Consider the following 19,386-nt stretch of genomic DNA (forward strand, 5'->3'; position numbering starts at 1 on the left):
CGGCCTCCTAAGCGTTCGGCTTAAACGTCAGACAACATGTTGCAGATGATGTACTGGCATGATCGCGGTGACCTTCATTTGTCATTTCTTCAGCATATTCTTCCTTATAACCATTGCCTACGTGCTTATCGATCTCGATGACAATTTCTTCAGCCCGGCATAAATTATGCTCGCCCCAATAATGACAATTGCTCACGCTACATTTTACTAATGGTTTTTCACTCGACATAATTATCACCTCGGCTTCATTATGTCCGCTCCATTTACCCGCTATTCGACAGAGTGGTTTCCAGTTGATGTATCGAGACAGGGCTTTTAATCCACGCAAAAAAGGACCAGCTCATTGTCATTACAAAATGACAAAGTGCTGATCCCTTTAGATCACTATTTAGAAGTTAAACCTGATTTTGCATACGTTTCTCGGTCAAATAGTCGTTCTCATAATAAATGAGATCATCGCGAAGATCTTCATACGTTTTGGTGATTTCTAGGATGATATCACGTGCGGGACGTACTGGCTTTTTGCGGAAACGGATTGCATCCTGACCAGTATAAGCGTAACGGCCATCTTCAGAATAGCTTTCATTTTTCGGATAAAAGAAGTTGTTCACGCCATAGTGATATACATTATAAAGCGCTTTCTGTGCAAAAGATTCATCGAATGTCGCACGACGCAGCGCAACGCCTAATTTCTCATATGACATTTCCGAGAACACTAATAGGTGACGAAGATCGGACAGAAAACCTTGGTAAAATTGTACGGTTTCCTCATCTCCCTCAACTACAAGCTGAGGCAATGCATGCTCATTTAGAAATACTTCCATTTTGTCGATTACCACTTTAAGTTTATCTCTCGTCGATTCACATAATTTCTGCACATTGGCTGCTGACATAGCGGTTGCTCCTCCTTATTATTCCCTGCTCTTGTAGTCAATAAAGTTAATCCTCTGAAAGAAACCGCCCTAAAGACGTATCTCTTTATTCTTGCAATATCAGGATGTGAACACAGAGAAGTCTAACCTTCTGAACAATTATTAAGAACAACATCTAATGAGGTATCTCTTACAAAATCAAGAAGACAATTCGAGATACTTATTCTCTCTGATATTATCATAAAAAACGTTAGGAAGGTATCCTTTTCTAAGATGCATAAAAGATACGCTCTCTTCTAAACCTATAGACATTACATTGCATAGAGGAGCGGAAATCATGTCACGAAAAAATCTAACAGTTGCAGGTTTGGTTACAGCAGCTTTTACAGTTGGGTTACTTACCTTTGCCCTGCGCCCTGCCACTAATGGGACGACCAGAGATGTCGCAAAAGTCGCTGTTCAGAATCCGGCTCCAACTTCAGCTTTGCATTCACCTCCAAATCCCTCTCAGGAAAAAACATTAAAGAAAACCTCCTTAAGCCAGGATGTGGAGGCGACAGATCATCTGAATAGAGTCGATGTCAGTAGACACTTAACTAAACTCCTGTCTGAAACAGACGGGATGTCTTCGATTCATGATAAATCAGTGTATGCGAAACGATTGCAGCAAGACCACGGGTTTATCTCCATGCTGATGTGGATCGATTTCCGCACACAAAAGACTGAGACCTTTAAGTCGTCTTTTCCAAAAGGAACCGAACAGGAGAACAAACAGCTTCTAAAATATCTCAATACGGCAAAATCAGCAATCCACGGTCATCAATCCTATGAATCTCCAACGTTTACAATCGGTAAAGAAAAATATTACTTTATCGCTCAGCGGAACAAAGAGAAAAATGTAGGGATTATTGCTCTTATTAACCAAAAGGTGCTTGGGCGTGTGGCAGACCATCAGCTGAAGAACCTGCGTCTCATTCCGTATCCTAAGGAAGGCAAATACCATGTGGAATCAGTCCATACCGATAACTTAAAGGACATTACAGTCAAGACCGGCCATGATAACGAAAATGCCAGCCATTTTTATGAGAATGAAATTGTAGTCCGTTTTAAGGGAAATGCTCCGACTCAGGGGCAGCTCCAGACGATAACCGCCGATATCCACTGCAAGCAGCCACGCAAGCTGGGATATGCCTATATCTTTCGCTCTGAGAAGATGACCTATTATCAGCTGAAATCCTATTTCACCAACAAATGGCATCCCGAGTATACGGAACCTCACTATATGTATTTAACCAATGATACCATCACTAAAAACGATGAAGGAACTGTCACGCCTAACGACATGTTATTCTCCACTTACCAATGGAACCTCCCGGCGATTGAAACGGAGCTAGGGTGGAATCTTTCCAAAGGCAGCAAAGAAGTGGTTGTAGCCGTAGTCGATACGGGAGTGCAGATTAATCATCCTGATTTACAAGGTAAGCTTTTGACTGGTTACAATGCCATTACCAATGGTTCCACACCCGAGGATGATGTAGGTCACGGTACACATGTATCTGGAATCATTGGCGCACTTGTTAACAACGGGGAAGGTGTAGCTGGCATCAGCTGGTACAATAAGATCCTCCCTGTAAAAGCGCTAGATAACTCAGGTGCCGGAACGACTTATTCCGTAGCAGAAGGTATCATATGGGCAGCTGACAATGGCGCAAAGGTTATTAACTTAAGTTTAGGGAATTATGCCGACTCGCAGTTCCTCCATGATGCGATTAAATACGCCTATGACCGGGACATCGTGCTTGTGTCTGCAGCAGGCAATGATAATACAGAACGGCCTGGATACCCTGCAGCTTATCCCGAAGTGATTGCAGTGGCTGCTACAAATGCTTCAGGGGAAAAAGCCTCCTTCTCCAACTACGGCGATTATATTGATGTCGCTGCACCCGGAGAAAGCATCGCAAGCACCTATCCGGACAGCCAGTATGCCGCTTTATCCGGCACGTCGATGGCCAGTCCCCATGTCGCTGCGCTGGCGGGTCTGGTACGTTCACTGAATCCTAATCTGACGAATAAGGAAGTTATGGACCTTATGACCAAAAACGCTGTTGATCTGGGAACTTCCGGCCATGATAAATACTTTGGCTGGGGTCAGGTCGATATTTATAAAACGCTACAAGCGGCAAGCGGCAATCAAGTCCCATTGCAGCTTTTTCCGCAACATGTACGCCAGCAAATGAATCAATTAAAACAAAGAACAAATAACACCCCATAACCGTATCATTGCAAAAACCGGCCAAGTAAGCGCAGAAACCGCTGTAACCCTTCCTCCATTTCGAGTTCCTTCATTTGCGAATAGCAAAGACGGATGTGGCGGGAAGGCGTTTCCGCAGAGTAACAGACATCACCGGGTAAAAAAGAAATGCTCTCCTGCTCCGCCAAGTCATGCAGGCTTGCGATATCAGGAGAAGGGGGCAGCTCCAGCCAGAGATTAAGTCCTCCCTCTGGTAGAATATAGTTCACTCCAGGCGGCGCGTACAGCTTCAGAAGCTTCGCCGCCTTTTCCATACGACCACGGAGTGTAATTCGTAGCTGTGCTGCGTAGGCGTCGTATTTTTCAGCGATGAAGGGTAATACGGCCTTCTGTGTCAGCAAGGGACTTCCTAGATCACTCGCAGATTTAGCGGCGATCAGCCGGGACAGAATATTTCCTTCTGCAGCCACACAGGCGATTCGGCAACCAGGTGCAAGTACTTTGCTAAAGCTTTTCATATAGACTACATGTCCATCGGGATCCATTGATTTAATCGCCCTAGGTGGTGGTGCATGGAAATATAAATCACTAAATGGGTCATCCTCAACAATGAGGCAACGGTAGCTGCGCGCTAATTCCAGCAGTCGTTGTCTTCTTGTGATGCTCATAGTTACGCCGCTTGGATTTTGAAAAGTAGGGATGGTATAAATTAGCTTTGGAGGTCTTTGATCACACATTTTTGTAAGAACATCCACTCGCATCCCTTCACTATCGGTAGGCACAAAAATCATCTCTGCACCTCGTCCCGCAAAAACATCAATAGCACCAGTATAGCTAGGCGCCTCAAGATAGACTGTATCTTCAGGACCAACAAATGTACGAGCCACCAGATCAATGCCTTGCTGAGTCCCGCTGGTTATCATCAAATCGGAAGAAGTGAGTGAAACCCCACGCGATTTCAAATGTTCTCTCATGACATTCCGCAGCTCAAGATCTCCCTGAAAATTCCCGTAGGTTGCCATAAGCTCCGGTTGCTCTTTGACCAAAGATGCATAGGTGTCACCAATATCTTGAAGTGGCAGCAGCTCACTGTGGATGGCGGCTAAATGAAAGGGATACTTCACTTCTGAAACATCAAAATTCCGCCAAAGCTGAGCCCGCGGCAAATAATCATCATATAAATCCTGCCAGCAACCCTCTTCTTGACGTCTATTATGGGTTGGATCGGCTACAAAGCAGCCTTTACCCTGTCTGCAGTAAATAAGTCCTCGTTTCTCAAGCATATCGTAAGCCTTGCTTACTGTAACCTGACTCACGTTCAAGGTTATAGCTAGACTTCTAACGGAGGGCAGCCGGACACCTTGCTGAAGCAGTCCTGATGAGATCCGCTGACTGAGGGTTTCACTAATTTGATGGGGCAGAGTTTTGCTGCCGCTGCGATTCAAATCGATATGCATGAACCCTTCACCTCCACTGTTATATTCAACGCTTTACTGTTATACAGCACTCCTATTATGATAGCATCAAATCGAAAGGTGGAGAACTAATTTATGGATATCAAATACTCAACGGCAGCCAATCATCTAGGATCATCAGCAGTTCGGGAGATTCTAAAAGTTACACAAGGCAATGACATTATTTCACTTGCAGGCGGGCTGCCTGGGGAGGATTTGTTTCCCTTGGAGGCCGTACGTGATGCCTATAATCGTGTGCTCTCCAGCGACACCTCAGCGCTTCAATATGGGCTTACCGAGGGTTTTACTCCACTACGTGACAAAATCGCTGAAAGGCTTACCCGGCAAGGCATCCCGGTTACAGCCTCTGAGATGGTATTGACTACAGGCTCACAGCAAGCTATAGATCTGTTATGCAAAATATTGCTGGATCCCGGCGATGCAGTTTTTGTGGAAGCGCCCACCTATCTGGCAGCACTACAAGTGCTCGGTTCTTACCGGGCTGCTATACATTCGATACCAAATGATGAACATGGCATTCTGCCGGATCAGTTGGAAGAGCAGATTCGGATACATCGGCCAAAACTGCTATACGCAGTTCCGACCTTCAACAATCCGTCTGGAGCAACCTGGAGTAAAGAACGCCGCGAGAAGGTGGTTGAAATCTGCCGCCGTTACGGTGTTCTTATTCTAGAGGACAATCCCTATGGAGAAATAACCTTTGATGAAGATAAAACTCTATATCCACCCTCATTAGCCTCCATCGATAGAAGCTTCGGCGGGGATCATTGTGTAGTCTACACAGGGACCTTCTCCAAGATCGTCGCCCCTGCCCTACGCACCGGCTGGATTATCGGCGATTCCGAACTAATCAAGACCATCGCCAAGGCAAAGCAAGCAGCCGATCTGCATTCCAGCACCATCGACCAGCGTGCTTTAGATGAACTGCTGTTGCATTTTGATATTGAGCAGCATATCCGCCTCATCTCAAGAGAGTATCATTCGCGTATGAAGCTCCTGTCCGCGGAACTCAGATCACATAACTGGAAAGGAGCACATTTCCTCGAGCCAAGAGGCGGCATGTTCCTATGGCTTACCCTTTCCAAAGAGATCAATACTAAGGAATTACTCCCGCTGGCAGTGGAAAACGGAGTAGCGTTCGTACCCGGAGAGGTATTCTATTCAGCGGAGCCTCACAAAAACAAAATGCGCCTTAACTTCACACACACGCCACCAGAGCAAGTTCCTGTTGCTGTCCAGCGTCTAGAGAAAGCATTGGTACAATGGCAGCAAAATCAAAACATCGTTCGGTCGTAAACAACTGCTCGTAATCAATACCTACGATGGCAAAATAAAACGGCTTCTCCATCCTTTATTGGACGGGGAAACCGTTTTTTGTGAGCAGATTTCTGAGCTTTCACTTTTGCGCATTTGCAGAATGTTACATTTACGCATTTCTGCAAATCACATTTAGCATTTCTACTTTTGTGGCACTACATAGCTCATTTCGTATTTTCACATTTCACATTTCACATTTCACATTTCACATTTCACATTCAGCAATTTTCACACTTCATATTTCTGATTTCCACATTTCAGCGCCTCTACAGATCCCATTTTCGTATTTCCCCATTCAGCAATTTTTGCTCGTCACATTTCGCATTTTCACATTTCAGCGTTTCTGTACAACTCCATTTAGCATTTTCACATTCAGCGATTTATGCACATCTCGTTTCGCATTTTCACATTCGCATTTCTACACTTTGCACGTCATATATCCCATTTCCCACATTTCGCTTTCCGCATCACCAATTATCCTCTAGTTACTCAACACATCTACCACTCAATTAACTCCGATTTCACAGCGAAGTTACAGCCAGAGGTTACAATTGATATTTTGCTACTAACTCCAATCTTCCCGCAGAAGATTAGCCAAGCTCCGCATTGTTACAGTTTGCTAGCTACTAATCTAATTCTGGCGTCAAAATAACCATAGAGTTCGGGAGTTCGGGAGTTCGGGAGGTTCGTATCGGACCCCAGCGCTCTTATTTGCATCAATTCCGCTCATTTGGTTTGCTATCGGACCCCATAGTCACTATTCGATCCAAAACGCCCGATATCCACCCTATTTATGCCGAATAACGGCTCTCCAGTCCGAAACTCCTCCAAAAAGGCATAAAATACACAAATAGCTGCATCTCGGTCCGTTAGCATATCAGCTCATCAAACCATCAACCATCAACCATCAACCATCAACCATCAACCACCAGCCATCTGCTCATCAACCACCAGCTCATCAACCACCAACCAGCTCATCAGCCATCAGCTCATCAGCCCATCAGCCGCTAGCAATGCTTCTAAAAAGTCTAATTTCTGCATATCACGTTCCAAATCCCTGCATGTTATCGCATTTACTGCTTTATATATTTGCCGTATCCGCATTTGTTTGCAACAAAAAAGGCGGCGTAAGCCGGGTTACCGGGATACGTCGCCGTTTGTATGGTGTTGTTATTATAACGTTGCAGTTAGGAAAGTTTGCCGTAAGCCGGGTTCTGTGCTCGTCGTGGTTCGATCGGGAACTACCCTCCCACCATAAGCGACAATCATCTATCTAGGCCATACATTACTGCACAGCTCCAGCGACCAACCTAGACGCGCCTCAGGCTAAGGCTGCTTATTCAGCTGCGTCTCATTAGGTCTTGCTCCAGATGGGGTTTACCAGGAACGAAGTCACCAGCGTTCCTCGGGGTCTCTTACACCTCGGTTCCATCCTTGCCTGTGCCGCCCTAAGGCGGCCATCGGCGGTCCATTTCTGTGGCACTATCCTTCAGCTCGCGCCGACTGGACGTTATCCAGCATCCTGCCTTATGGAGCCCGGACTTTCCTCCCGTGACGTCTTCACGTCACCGGCGATTGTCTGTCAAACTTTCCGAACAACATTATATATTATACAGACATCACATGTCTGGCACAAGCATTATTAAATGGCAATTTTATAGGAACTTAAATGGCTCCGTATTCACCTGCGAAGCATGCACAGCTGTATCATACTTATGCTCGGCCAATTTTCCAGCCATCCACTCCGCTACTTTCTCTTTCATGATCTTCTCCGCATTATGTCCCGGATCAATCAGAGTGATTCCGGCGAGCGCAGCATCCTGAACTGTATGATAATCCAGATCCCCAGTAACCAGGACATCCGCACCGCGGAAAATAGCACTGTTATAATACTTTCCACCCGAGCCGCCGAGAACGGCAGCTTTACGAATCGGACGGTCCAAATCACCAACAACCCGTACATGGTCTACCTTCAGGCCTTTTTTTACCGTCTCCACGAATTGTCCAAGGGTTGTAGGCTCTTTGAGCTTTCCTACCCGCCCAAGTCCTAAGCTGCGGCCTTTAAGATCCATTGAGTACAAATCATAGGCAACCTCTTCATAAGGATGGGCCTTAAGCATAGCCTGCACCACTTTATTGCGGATGGAGTGCGGGACGATCGTCTCAATACGAATTTCCTCGGCACGTTCCATCTTACCTTTTTCCCCGATATAAGGATCCGTGCCTTCTCCTGGAATAAAAGTACCGTATCCCTCGATATTGAAGCTGCAATGACTATAGTTGCCAATTGCCCCTGCTCCAGCATTCAGAATAGCATCCAGAACCTTCTGATGATGATCCTTCGGCACAAATACTACCAGCTTTGATAATTGCTCGGAGTGAATGTCTTTGATGGGTACTCCGTTTTCTATGCCAAGAGCTTCAGCCATCCAATCATTCATTCCACCTTCGGTGACATCCAGATTCGTGTGGCTGATGTACACCGCAATGTCATTCTTAATTAATTTTTCATACATTTTGCCCGCCGGTGTGTCTGTCTGGATTCCTTGCAATGGACGGAAAATAATCGCATGATGCGCAATAATCAAATTGCAGCCTAGACGAATCGCTTCTTCAACTACCTCATCATTCACATCTAAAGCAACTAATACATTAGTGATTTCTTTTTGCAGCGTGCCCAGTTGAAGGCCAATTTTGTCCCAATCCTCAGCTAAATGCTTAGGAGCCAGTTGCTCCATATACTGAATTACTGTTTGTCCCTTGGCAAACATTGTAGCACCTCCGTAATTTCCCTGATCTGACCTTGAATCTGTTTCCGTTTATGCTCAGCAGATTCGAGTTCTGAACGTGACAACGATGTTAAAATGCCTTCCAATTTCTGAATCTCACCCTGCCACTTAGCAAAAAACACAGTATTTGGCGCTTGAAGCAGCCATGGTCCCATTTGAAGCAAGGCCTCTTGCCCAAGGACTTTAGCGGAATCCCCCAAGGTTAATTCACGATATACACTTTCATTTGTAATTCCAGCGTCCGTATTTTCTGGTACAGCCGTCAATACTTCATATAGCTTCCCGTCTTCTTCCAAAATTCTCTCAGCTACGAGTACCCATTTATTATTTAATAACCAGCGGCGCAAAATATCCTCGCCTACATTCGGTTGAAGCAAAAGGGTTGTAACCTCTTTTAGCTTCCCCTGGCTTTGACCCCGGTCCAGAATCGCGGCAATTAATGCGCCTCCCATGCCAGCAATCGTGATACAATTGACTTCACCAGGTTCCAGAACCTCAAGGCCATCTCCACGGCGCACCGAGATCACCTTCCCTAGTCCAGCCTCTGCAACGCCCTTACAAGCAGCATCAAAGGGACCCGGGTTTACTTCACCTGCAATTGCAAACACAGCCTTACCGCTTTCGACAGCGGCCACAGGAAGCAAGGCATGATCGGAACCGATATCTGCTAATCTGCTTCCTTGCGGAATTTGCTCCAGCAATTGCTGAAGCCGATCTGATAATTTCACATTGTTCATGTTGCCACCCACGTTATCCATTTTTTTCGAAACCCAAACAACAAAGCTAACCCTGCTGCAATCTTTAGGATCAGCATCAATGAAATCCACTGCGGATAATCCTGTCTTAATAAAAGAGCGTCAAGCTCTGGCATGATCCAAAGCGATACTCCCACTGCAAAATAAACACTGGCAACACCTCTTACCTTATGATGCAAAAGCCAGCTTAACCATACCATCAGCACACACAATGGCAGCCATAGGAACTCCAGTTCAAATATAGAGGCCTCCGGGCTTCTTCCACCGAAGAACCCTGCATACAGTAATGCCCAAAAAGCAAAACCACAGTACTGCAACAAACCTATCCGGAGTAAAAATCCCAAAATACACCATAACAAGCCGCAGCACCCAATTAGAATAGGCCTCCAGAGCTGAGGATCCAGATCATGCAAATCAATCAGCCATAGCCCAAAACCAAGCGTTAAAACACTGCCCAGCCCCGCTAGGATAAGACTGATAACATTGTTCCGGTCCTTATAAACGGCGGAGTATCCATAACAAATAATTAATACAGATAGTGCGGTTGCAAGTTGCAAAGGCCAGGGAAAAACGCTAAAATAAAGACTAATCAAGAAAATCAAGGAAATAATTCCAAAAGAAAACAGCCAAATTTTGATGCTTCCCTGCTGTAAATTTCTCAGCGATATTGGATTGTTATCCTTATTCGCATCCTCATCGTCATACAGATTGGTTAAGAAATCGCAATACTGCTCTGGCAGCAACCGGCTTTTTCTCCAATACTGAATCTCTTTTATAATGATGTCGCGTTTTTCCAAATTCACTGGCTCATCCTTCTTTCCAGATACACAAGGTCAACACATTTTTTACCAGCGTAAATTCAAATAAAAGAACCTCCTGCCACTGAGCAGCAGAAGGTCCAGTTCATGAAATACTATTCAAGGAAATCCTTAAGCCGTTTACTGCGGCTAGGGTGACGAAGTTTGCGCAATGCCTTGGCTTCGATCTGGCGGATCCGTTCCCGGGTAACACCAAACACCTTGCCGACTTCTTCAAGCGTTCTTGTCCGTCCATCATCAAGGCCAAAACGCAGACGAAGTACATTCTCTTCACGCTCCGTGAGCGTGTCCAGCACATCCTCCAGTTGTTCCTTCAGGAGTTCATAAGCCGCTGCATCCGCAGGAGCCAATGCTTCCTGATCCTCAATGAAGTCTCCTAGATGAGAGTCATCTTCTTCACCAATTGGTGTTTCCAAGGATACAGGTTCTTGGGCAATCTTCATGATCTCTCTAACTTTCTCCACCGTCAGTTCCATCTCAGCCGCAATTTCCTCTGGGGAAGGTTCGCGTCCCAGTTCTTGCAGCAATTGGCGAGAAACCCGAATCAGCTTGTTGATCGTTTCCACCATGTGTACAGGAATACGAATGGTACGCGCCTGATCCGCAATCGCACGAGTGATGGCCTGGCGAATCCACCAAGTCGCATACGTACTAAATTTGAATCCCTTGTTATGGTCAAATTTCTCTACTGCTTTGATCAGACCCATATTACCTTCCTGAATCAGATCCAGGAACAGCATACCGCGTCCGACATAACGTTTCGCGATACTTACTACGAGACGCAGGTTCGCTTCTGCAAGACGGCGTTTAGCTTCTTCATCGCCATTCTTAATCCGCATAGCAAGCTCAACTTCATCGTCAGCCGACAACAAAGGAACGCGTCCGATTTCTTTTAGATACATACGGACAGGGTCATTAATCTTGATCCCTGGTGGCAGCGACAGATCGTCATCAAAGCTGAAATCATCGCTGTCTTTATCCTCATTATCCTCACTTGGTCGGAGGCTGTTAACCTCTTCATCGTTCTCGTTTACAACCTCAATTCCCAAATCACTGAGTTGCTCGTAGAACTCCTCCATTTGCTCGGGGTCTTGATCAAACGGCGATAATTTCTCCATAATATCTTTGTAATTTAATGATGATCTTTTCTTACCTTGCTCAATGAGCTGATCCTTCACCTGATCCAAAGTAAATTCTGCTTCCAATTCAGTATGCTGATCGTTCGCCATAATTCGACTCCCTCCTCCCTAGGTACATCCTGTCAACATGTCATTGTCTCTCTAGGGCTATAATCTCACTTGCTATTTGTGCCGCACGCAAAAAGTCACCTGACTTTTCAGCCTGAATCATCTCTTCACGCTTCTGTTCCATTTTGCGTTGCAGTGGGTATTTCCGCACTTCACGAATACAATCATCTAGAACCTGCATATTCCAGTCCGGAGGGGTATCCATCATGGATATTGATGTCGCAGTTTTCTCCAGACGATCATCCTGAAGTGATGATAGAAACCGACTAATGCCGGGTGGTTTGCCTTGCGCGTAATAGGCATATAGATAAGCAGCAATTGCCGCATGATCAACGATGTTGAAATCTTCTCCGAGGCGTTCGCCTACATACGTGGCGGCTTCCGGGTCCTGAATCATAAAGGACAATAGACGCCGTTCCGCGACATGATAAGCGGGTAGTAAGGTCGGTGTCTGCACCTGCCCTTTTTTATGCCTACCATTATTCCACCTTTTGTCGTTATTATCCCCTTCAGGGATGTTTTTTTGCATCGATGCCCTAAGTAAATTACAATCCTGCTTCAAACTATCATATGAAAGTTCGAGTTCAGCAGCGATTTCCTTCAGATAAACCTCTCGCTCTGTTGAGGAATGCAGTGAAGCAATAACTTCTAAGGCTTCCTTGACATAGGCGATTTTGCCATCTTCCTCTAGGAGTATATGGTTTTTTTTCAGATATATAAGCTTAAATTTTATGGATGAAACTGCTGAATCAATAACCTGATCTTTAAATCTTTCTCCTCCATGCTTGGAGATAAATTCATCCGGATCCACCCCGCTTGGCAGTAAGGCGATCTTTACACGCAGGCCGCTGCCTTCAAGCATCGGAATGGCCTTCATGGCTGCTGCTTGTCCCGCCCGGTCACCGTCGTAAGACAGTATAATTTCATCAGCCAGGCTCTTCATCAGTGCCACATGACCCTCCGTCAAGGACGTTCCCATCGTTGCTACGCCGTTATGCACACCCGCTTCCCAGGATGAGATGACATCTCCGTATCCTTCAAACAGGACGATTTGTCGAGTTTTGCGAATGGATGCTTTGGACTGGTGCAAATTGTACAATATCCGGCTTTTGTTAAACAATCTACTCTCCGGAGAATTTAAATACTTAGGTTGACCCTCTCCAAGTATTCTTCCGGCGAATGCGATTACCTTGCCTGTACGGTTGGCAATCGGAAAGATAATCCGGCCACGGAAACGATCCAAATAGCCTTTGCCCTCACCGCGGGCTGACAGAAGTCCGCCTTTCTCCATTTCCGCAAGATCAAAATTTCGTTTCTCCAAAAACTGCAGCAAAGTATCCCAGCGGTCCGGAGCATATCCGATCTGAAACTGATCAATCATTTTATCACTGAAGTTCCGGCCTCTTAAATAGTCCATAGCGGCTTTGCCGTGTTCCGTGTTCTTCAGCAAGTAATGATAGAACTTTGCCGACCATTCATAAGCTTGAATCAACCGGTCGCGTTCCGGATCAGGAGGAGACATCATACCTCCCTTACCTTCTGGAACGGGAATATCACTTTCTTCAGCCATTATTCTGACAGCTTCGGGGAAGGTTAATCCTTCGATTTCCATCCTAAATTTGATGGCATTTCCACCCATACCGCAGCCAAAGCAATGAAATACTCCCCGGTCGGGGGTAACAGTAAAGGAAGGGGTTTTCTCCGAATGGAACGGGCAGAGGCCCCATAAATATTTCCCCTGCTTGGACAAATGAACAACCTTACCGACTGTATCGACTATATCATGACGCGCAAGCACGCTTTCGATAACCTCTTCCGGAATATTGCCGTGTCCGCTAGCCACTTCAACCACCTTCATCTCTTAACAAATAAATATAATTCGCTATTGCTCCACATTCTCCTGCAAAAGTATTAAAAGTTTTGTCAGTTTATGTTGAAAATAAGTTTTTTCTTCTGCCGTTATGGGTTTTGGACCCTTGGAATAATGTCCCCGTCTTCGTTCCACGGCCCTGGCATGTCTTCCCTCCAACATAAAATCCATCTTGGAATTGTCGTATTCCTGACCACGAAATGAAAGCACACTGCATCGTTTACCTAGTGCAAGTGCCGCAAGACCATAATCTTGAGTCAATACCACATCTCCTGCAGTAATATGATTGGCAATATATAGATCGGCACTCTGATCTCCTCGATCCACCTGCACAACCGTTACACCCTCTTCAGCTTTCAGTGCATGGTCATAAGAAGATACCATAAGTACCGGAACACCAAAGGTGCGACCTACCTCAGCGATCTCTTTTTTGACCGGACAAGCATCCCCATCCACCACTATCGTTCTAGACTGGGACTTCTCCATGATCATCACCAATTTCCCGTGTAATATATATACGCCCTCTCCGCAAGAAATCCTTCTTTCTAAGCATAAATACGGAACGGATGTCAAATGACGCATTGGCACCGTTCCGTATATTTATACCCCAAACCAACATTCTATACCATAAGATTCAAATTTTCTTGATTAAAATTACCAGACAAGCTTCGCGAAATCAGCGAACGACTTGGAGTCAGCATCAATACCCGCAAGCAGAGCCAAACGGTTAGCACGCACTTGCTCGTCCTCCGCCATAACCATAACGGAATCAAAAAATGTTGTAACGGCGTCTTTTAGACCCGAAAGAATCCGAAGTGCTTCTTCGGCATTTTTTGCCGCCATAGCTTCAAGGTAAGGTGCGTGAAGCTCCTGCCATGTATTAAAAAGCTGCAATTCAGCATCTTCTTTAAGTAAAGCAGGATCAATCACTTCACTGGTTGCTTTACTTGCCAAATTACTGACACGAGTAAGCGAATCTACGGTAATCTTGAAATCTGCTTGGTCGGACACAGCAGCCATAAGAGCACGGCTTCTGCCCACAACATCTACCACGTCGTCAAAACCAGCCGCTGTAACAGCGTCCACAACATCATAGCGTACATTGTCAGATAAAAGACGTTTTACACGCAGACCGAAGAACTCGTACAGGTTTATACGTAGTTCATCTCCAGAATGTTTCGTATTTCCTGAATTTTCATGAATTTCAATCGCCGCTTCAAAAATTTCGCGCAGCGTAATTGGCAATTTATGCTCAAGCACAATTTGGACAATACCTGCAGCCTGACGGCGCAGGGCATATGGATCCTGAGATCCTGTCGGGATGATGCCGATGGAGAAGCAGCCAACAATCGTATCGATTTTGTCCGCTATGCTGACAACTGAACCTGCTTCTGTTGAAGGTACAGCATCTCCTGCAAATCGTGGCTGATAATGCTCGAAGATCGCTTTTACCACAGTTTCAGGCTCGCCTGCTTTACGTGCATAATCTTCACCCATTGTTCCTTGCAGCTCAGGAAATTCATAAACCATTTGTGTTACAAGGTCGAATTTACAAATATCCGCAGTGCGACTTACTTCGGACACAGCAGTAGCTGACAGTCCAAGCTTCACAGCCAGACGATCAGAGATTTGGCGAATACGGCGCACCTTATCCCCTACACTGCCCAAATCTTCATGGTAAACAATGTTTTCAAGCTTGGCTAACGCATCGTCAATCTTCATCTTTTGATCTTCTTGATAGAAGAATTTGGCATCTGATAGACGAGCACGAAGCACTTTTTCATTTCCCTTAGCGATAACATCCAAGGATTCTGCATTCCCGTTACGTACAGTTACAAAGAATGGCAGTAGCTTGCCAGTTGCATCAAAAACAGGGAAATAACGCTGATGCTCACGCATCGAGGTAATCAGCACATCCTGAGGAATCTCTAAGAAAGATGGATCAAAGGTTCCAAAGAGCACGGTTGGTGTTTCTACCAAGAACAGTACTTCTTCCAAAAGATCTTCTTTAATCGCAATCGTCCAGCTTTTCTCTTCAGCCAATTTGTTAATTTGATCTAGGATAAGCGTTTCCCGTTCCTTCACATCCACAAGTACATGCTGCGCACGCATGCTCTCCACATATTGCGCAGGCTCCGAGATTACAGTCTCTGTACCCAGAAAACGATGTCCACGGCTCACATTACCCGCTTTTACATCCGTAATTTCCAAATCAATGATCTCTTTACCAAAAAGAGCAACCATCCAGCGAATCGGACGAACGAATTTAAAATCGTAAGCTCCCCAGCGCATGTTCTTCGGGAAAGTCATTGCATTTACAATACCCAGAAGTCCTTCTGTGAGCAAAGAAGCAGTCTCTACACCCGCACTATTTTTTGTGGCATAAATATATTCCACGCCAGCTAGCTCTTTAAATGTAAATTGCTCTGGAGATACACCTTGACTGCGGGCAAACCCTAGCGCAGCTTTACTCCAGTCGCCGTTAGCATCCAGCGCGATTTTGCGTGAAGGTCCTTTGACCTCTTCGCTAATATCCTCTTGCTTCTCAGCCGCGTCCTTAACAAATACAGCGAGACGACGTGGCGTAGCATATGCAGTAACTCCAGCATGGTTTATACGTGCAGAATCCAACCACTTGGACATTCTATCTTGCAGCTGTTCCATCGCAGCACGGATAAAACGTGCAGGAATTTCCTCCAGACCGATCTCAAACAGGATATCTTTAGACACGGTCAGCACCTTCTTTCTTCAGCAGCGGGAAGCCAAGCTTCTCGCGTTCCTCAAGATATGTTGCCGCTACGGAACGGGCAAGATTACGCACTCGGGTAATAAATCCAGTCCGTTCAGTTACACTAATTGCCCCACGCGCATCGAGTAGATTAAAGCTATGTGAGCATTTCAACACATAATCGTAGGCTGGAAACACAAGATGTTTCTCCATCGCTCTACGTGCTTCCTCTTCATACATGTTGAACAGCGAGAATAACATTTTTACATCCGATACTTCAAAAGTGTAGGTAGAATGCTCGAACTCCGGCTGATTAAAAACATCACCATAAGTCATACCGCTTACCCATTCAAGATCGAACACATTTTCTTTATCCTGAATGTAAGAGGCTAAGCGCTCCATACCGTAAGTGATCTCTACAGCAACAGGGTTAGCTTCGATGCCACCTACCTGCTGGAAGTAAGTAAATTGAGTGATCTCCATACCGTCCAGCCATACTTCCCATCCCAGACCCGCACAGCCCAGTGACGGATTCTCCCAGTTATCCTCTACAAAACGGATGTCATGCAAGAGCGGATCAATACCGAGTGCTTTCAAGCTATCCAAATAGATCTCTTGAATGTTATCTGGTGAGGGTTTGATGATTACTTGGAATTGGTGATGCTGATACAGACGGTTCGGGTTCTCTCCATAACGACCATCGGAGGGACGACGTGAAGGCTCTACGTAAGCCACTCTCCAAGGCTCAGGACCTAGCGAGCGTAAAAAAGTCATAGGGTTCATCGTGCCGGCGCCTTTTTCTGTGTCATACGGCTGTACGATGATACAGTTCTGTTCAGCCCAGAACTGCTGCAGTGTCAAAATCATCTGCTGGAAGTTCATAATACCGTCTCCTTCGCTTTACAAGTTTTTTACAACAGCTTGCCTAAAACTTTCTACCATGGAGGCGGCACTTTTAGCTCCTGACAGCAACAAAAAGCCCCCGCCCCCATGCCTGATTAACAGACATAGGGACGAGAGCTTAACTTATTCTCCCGCGGTTCCACCCTACTTGATTTCATACCTTGTATGAGCAAGCTTGCTGCCAAGACAAGAACGAAATCCACTTTCATTCGCCGCATTCGTACTCCCGGGTGCCATGTTCATGAACGTTGTCCCGCTAGGCTTCCACTGCCCCCAGCTCGCTGAATAACGACAATACAGTCCACTACTTTCCCGATCAATGCACGCCTCTCCCCAATTGGAGCATAACGACGATCATATAATAAACTGATCCTATAGTAACGGAAAAATCAGCTTTCGTCAAATCTTGTACTTGTCGAGCTGGTCTAGGAAACTTTGTGACTTCAGCTTTAATCCGAGTTGCACATCCATAAAGGCCCGCATAATTTTTTTCAGCTCATCCCGGCTGCTTTCCTTTACATCCACATTGCCTAGTCTAGTCAGGTCAAGTCTGGCGAATAATCGCAGCAGCTTCAACGCACGAGCAGAGACCTCCATGGCTGGAGGGTCATTATGTTTACAACTGCGGCACAGTGCTCCACCAAGGCGAGGGCTGACCAGCAGTTGATCATCCGGCTTCTCGGCACCACAAATTACACAAGAATCGAATTCAGGACCATAACCGGCTGCCTGTAAGATTTTCATTTCAAAGACATTTATGATAACGCCGGGTTCCTTGTCCTCTTCAAGTGCATTAAGACAGGCCGTAAGCTGGCGAAACCAGAAGCTTCCCGTTTCCTCATCATGCAGAACACGATCAAGCAGTTCACACGCATAAGACGCATAAGCAGCTTTGATCAAATCCTCACGCAGCGGATGGTGCGACTTCGTAATTTCGCCAGAATTCAGTGTCCCAAGTCCTCCATTATTTCTAAAAAAAACAAATTCCCCAACGGTGAACAGTTGGATCAATGCAGCATGGCGGCTTTTGACCTTCTTTGCGCCACGCACCAGAACCCCTACTTTTCCCGCGTTCTCGGTGCAAAGCGTAATAATTGCGTTCCCCTCGCCGTAGTCCATGCTGCGGATGACGATCCCTTCCACCCTGTGTAGCATGCCTCTTCCCCCAACCATTCGGCAAGCAACCAGTCCTTATTGCGCTTCTTCATCACAGGCCTTCTCTTCCTCCACTAGCTGTAATCCACTATCTTCAAGCGGATGGCCAGCTTCCTTATACAGCAGGTAAGCATCGACGTCTCCTGTCATTGCAAAATACTTCCACGAAAAGTTTCGCATTCGTATTCATCCTTTCTTGGGAAAGACGATGTCTCTTATCAAGAATTAGGATGGTGCGATGGAGCAGGTTCTATCCTTGCAATTCCTACCAAACGAGGAATAACGGAATTAACTTAAAGGTCTTTATGGAAGCCCAAATCCCGCAGAACGCGGTCCTGATTGCGCCAATCTTTTTTCACTTTTACCCATAGCTCCAGAAAAATCTTCGAACCCAGCAGGTTCTCAATATCTGTCCGAGCCCGTCTGCCGACCTCTTTCAGCATTGCCCCTTGCTTGCCGATAATAATTCCCTTTTGCGAATCACGCTCAACAAAAATAACAGCTGAAACATGCACCACTCCATTAGGCTCAACCTTCATATCTTCGATGGCTACAGCAATAGAGTGCGGCACTTCTTCACGAGTCAAATGCAGAATTTTCTCCCGGATTAATTCCGCGCAGACAAATTGCTCGGGGTGATCCGTGATTTGATCTTCCGGATAATACTGAGGGCCTTCCGGCAAGTACTTGGCAACCTGCTCTAACAGCGTGTTAACATTGCTGCCCATCTTCGCAGAAATCGGAATAATTTCGGCAAAATCATGCAGCTTGTTATATTGAGCCATAAGCGGGAGCAGAGCTTCCGGCTCTATTTTATCGATCTTGTTGAGCACCAGAATCACCGGTGTCTTCAGACCATTTAATTGCTCGGCAATGTAACGGTCTCCACCGCCCAAGCCCTCTGACGCATCCACAAGGAATAACACTGCTTCTACTTCACCCAGTGTACTCATTGCAGTCTGGTTCATGTAGTCGCCTAGCTTGGACTGTCTTTTATGAATCCCCGGTGTATCCAGGAATACGATTTGTGAAGTGTTTGTTGTGTAAACACCATGGATTTTGTTTCTGGTTGTTTGTGGCTTATCCGACATAATAGCAATCTTCTGGCCAATGACCTGGTTCATGAGTGTTGATTTACCTACGTTTGGTCTGCCGATAATTGCGACAAAGCCTGATTTGAATTTCATATTATCTTCCTTCCATACT

General features: G+C 45.8%; 16 protein-coding genes and 1 other RNA gene. 2 read left to right on the top strand and 15 right to left on the bottom strand.

Features of this window, described 5'->3' with window-relative positions:
* Positions 1 to 7 precede the first annotated feature (7 nt).
* Positions 8 to 229, bottom strand: a complete 222-nt coding sequence (locus tag MKY54_RS23720) for a DUF1540 domain-containing protein (protein ID WP_036683762.1) — start codon at positions 227 to 229, stop codon at positions 8 to 10.
* Between the two features lie 166 nt (positions 230 to 395).
* The gene (locus MKY54_RS23725; protein ID WP_036683764.1) at positions 396 to 893 is read right to left on the bottom strand and encodes a YpuI family protein; all 498 of its coding nucleotides are present in this window, start codon (positions 891 to 893) and stop codon (positions 396 to 398) included.
* A 316-nt stretch (positions 894 to 1,209) separates the two neighbouring features.
* On the opposite strand from MKY54_RS23725, the gene MKY54_RS23730 reads away from it, so the two are divergent.
* A complete protein-coding gene (locus MKY54_RS23730) occupies positions 1,210 to 3,144 on the top strand; it encodes a S8 family peptidase (protein WP_339188142.1) in 1,935 nt (644 codons plus the stop codon).
* Positions 3,145 to 3,149: 5 nt separating this feature from the next.
* Here the strand turns inward: MKY54_RS23730 and MKY54_RS23735 are convergent, their stop codons facing one another.
* Entirely contained in the window at positions 3,150 to 4,580 is a 1,431-nt protein-coding gene (locus MKY54_RS23735; protein WP_339188145.1) for a PLP-dependent aminotransferase family protein, read from the bottom strand.
* A gap of 93 nt (positions 4,581 to 4,673) precedes the next feature.
* Here MKY54_RS23735 and MKY54_RS23740 point away from each other — a divergent pair, with 93 nt between their 5' ends.
* Positions 4,674 to 5,894 carry a PLP-dependent aminotransferase family protein gene (locus MKY54_RS23740; protein ID WP_076278785.1) on the top strand — a complete coding sequence of 407 codons (1,221 nt, stop codon included), beginning with the start codon at positions 4,674 to 4,676 and terminating at the stop codon, positions 5,892 to 5,894.
* A gap of 1,209 nt (positions 5,895 to 7,103) precedes the next feature.
* Here the strand turns inward: MKY54_RS23740 and rnpB are convergent.
* From rnpB to era, 12 genes are all read right to left on the bottom strand, one after another.
* Positions 7,104 to 7,506: RNase P RNA component class A (rnpB, locus tag MKY54_RS23745), an RNA gene on the bottom strand.
* 64 nt (positions 7,507 to 7,570) lie between these two features.
* A complete protein-coding gene (locus tag MKY54_RS23750; protein WP_076098536.1) occupies positions 7,571 to 8,686 on the bottom strand; it encodes a Nif3-like dinuclear metal center hexameric protein in 1,116 nt (371 codons plus the stop codon).
* The gene (locus tag MKY54_RS23755; RefSeq protein WP_076281514.1) at positions 8,662 to 9,432 is read right to left on the bottom strand and encodes a class I SAM-dependent methyltransferase; all 771 of its coding nucleotides are present in this window, start codon (positions 9,430 to 9,432) and stop codon (positions 8,662 to 8,664) included. The genes MKY54_RS23750 and MKY54_RS23755 overlap by 25 nt, the downstream gene beginning before the upstream one ends.
* A 5-nt stretch (positions 9,433 to 9,437) precedes the next feature.
* Positions 9,438 to 10,262, bottom strand: a complete 825-nt coding sequence (locus MKY54_RS23760) for a hypothetical protein (protein WP_036683797.1) — start codon at positions 10,260 to 10,262, stop codon at positions 9,438 to 9,440.
* Between the two features lie 110 nt (positions 10,263 to 10,372).
* Complete coding sequence (gene rpoD / locus MKY54_RS23765) at positions 10,373 to 11,506, bottom strand: RNA polymerase sigma factor RpoD (RefSeq protein ID WP_036683799.1); 1,134 nt, start codon at positions 11,504 to 11,506, stop codon at positions 10,373 to 10,375.
* A gap of 40 nt (positions 11,507 to 11,546) precedes the next feature.
* Positions 11,547 to 13,382: a DNA primase gene (gene dnaG, locus MKY54_RS23770; protein ID WP_232061436.1), complete on the bottom strand. Its 1,836-nt coding sequence runs from the start codon at positions 13,380 to 13,382 to the stop codon at positions 11,547 to 11,549.
* Positions 13,383 to 13,406: 24 nt separating this feature from the next.
* Positions 13,407 to 13,886, bottom strand: a complete 480-nt coding sequence (locus tag MKY54_RS23775) for a DUF188 domain-containing protein (RefSeq protein WP_076220169.1) — start codon at positions 13,884 to 13,886, stop codon at positions 13,407 to 13,409.
* A gap of 162 nt (positions 13,887 to 14,048) precedes the next feature.
* Positions 14,049 to 16,124 carry a glycine--tRNA ligase subunit beta gene (glyS, locus tag MKY54_RS23780; RefSeq protein WP_339188149.1) on the bottom strand — a complete coding sequence of 692 codons (2,076 nt, stop codon included), beginning with the start codon at positions 16,122 to 16,124 and terminating at the stop codon, positions 14,049 to 14,051.
* Complete coding sequence (glyQ, locus tag MKY54_RS23785) at positions 16,117 to 17,004, bottom strand: glycine--tRNA ligase subunit alpha (protein ID WP_339188151.1); 888 nt, start codon at positions 17,002 to 17,004, stop codon at positions 16,117 to 16,119. The genes glyS and glyQ overlap by 8 nt, the downstream gene beginning before the upstream one ends.
* Before the next feature lie 420 nt (positions 17,005 to 17,424).
* Complete coding sequence (gene recO, locus MKY54_RS23790; protein WP_036683821.1) at positions 17,425 to 18,180, bottom strand: DNA repair protein RecO; 756 nt, start codon at positions 18,178 to 18,180, stop codon at positions 17,425 to 17,427.
* A 36-nt stretch (positions 18,181 to 18,216) separates the two neighbouring features.
* Positions 18,217 to 18,360, bottom strand: coding sequence for a YqzL family protein (locus MKY54_RS23795; protein WP_076098533.1), 144 nt, complete (start codon positions 18,358 to 18,360; stop codon positions 18,217 to 18,219).
* 113 nt (positions 18,361 to 18,473) lie between these two features.
* Positions 18,474 to 19,367, bottom strand: a complete 894-nt coding sequence (era, locus tag MKY54_RS23800; protein WP_036683823.1) for a GTPase Era — start codon at positions 19,365 to 19,367, stop codon at positions 18,474 to 18,476.
* Positions 19,368 to 19,386: the final 19 nt, after the last annotated feature.

It is taken from the genome of Paenibacillus sp. FSL P2-0121 (assembly GCF_037975345.1).
Taxonomy (GTDB): domain Bacteria; phylum Bacillota; class Bacilli; order Paenibacillales; family Paenibacillaceae; genus Paenibacillus_AQ; species Paenibacillus_AQ odorifer.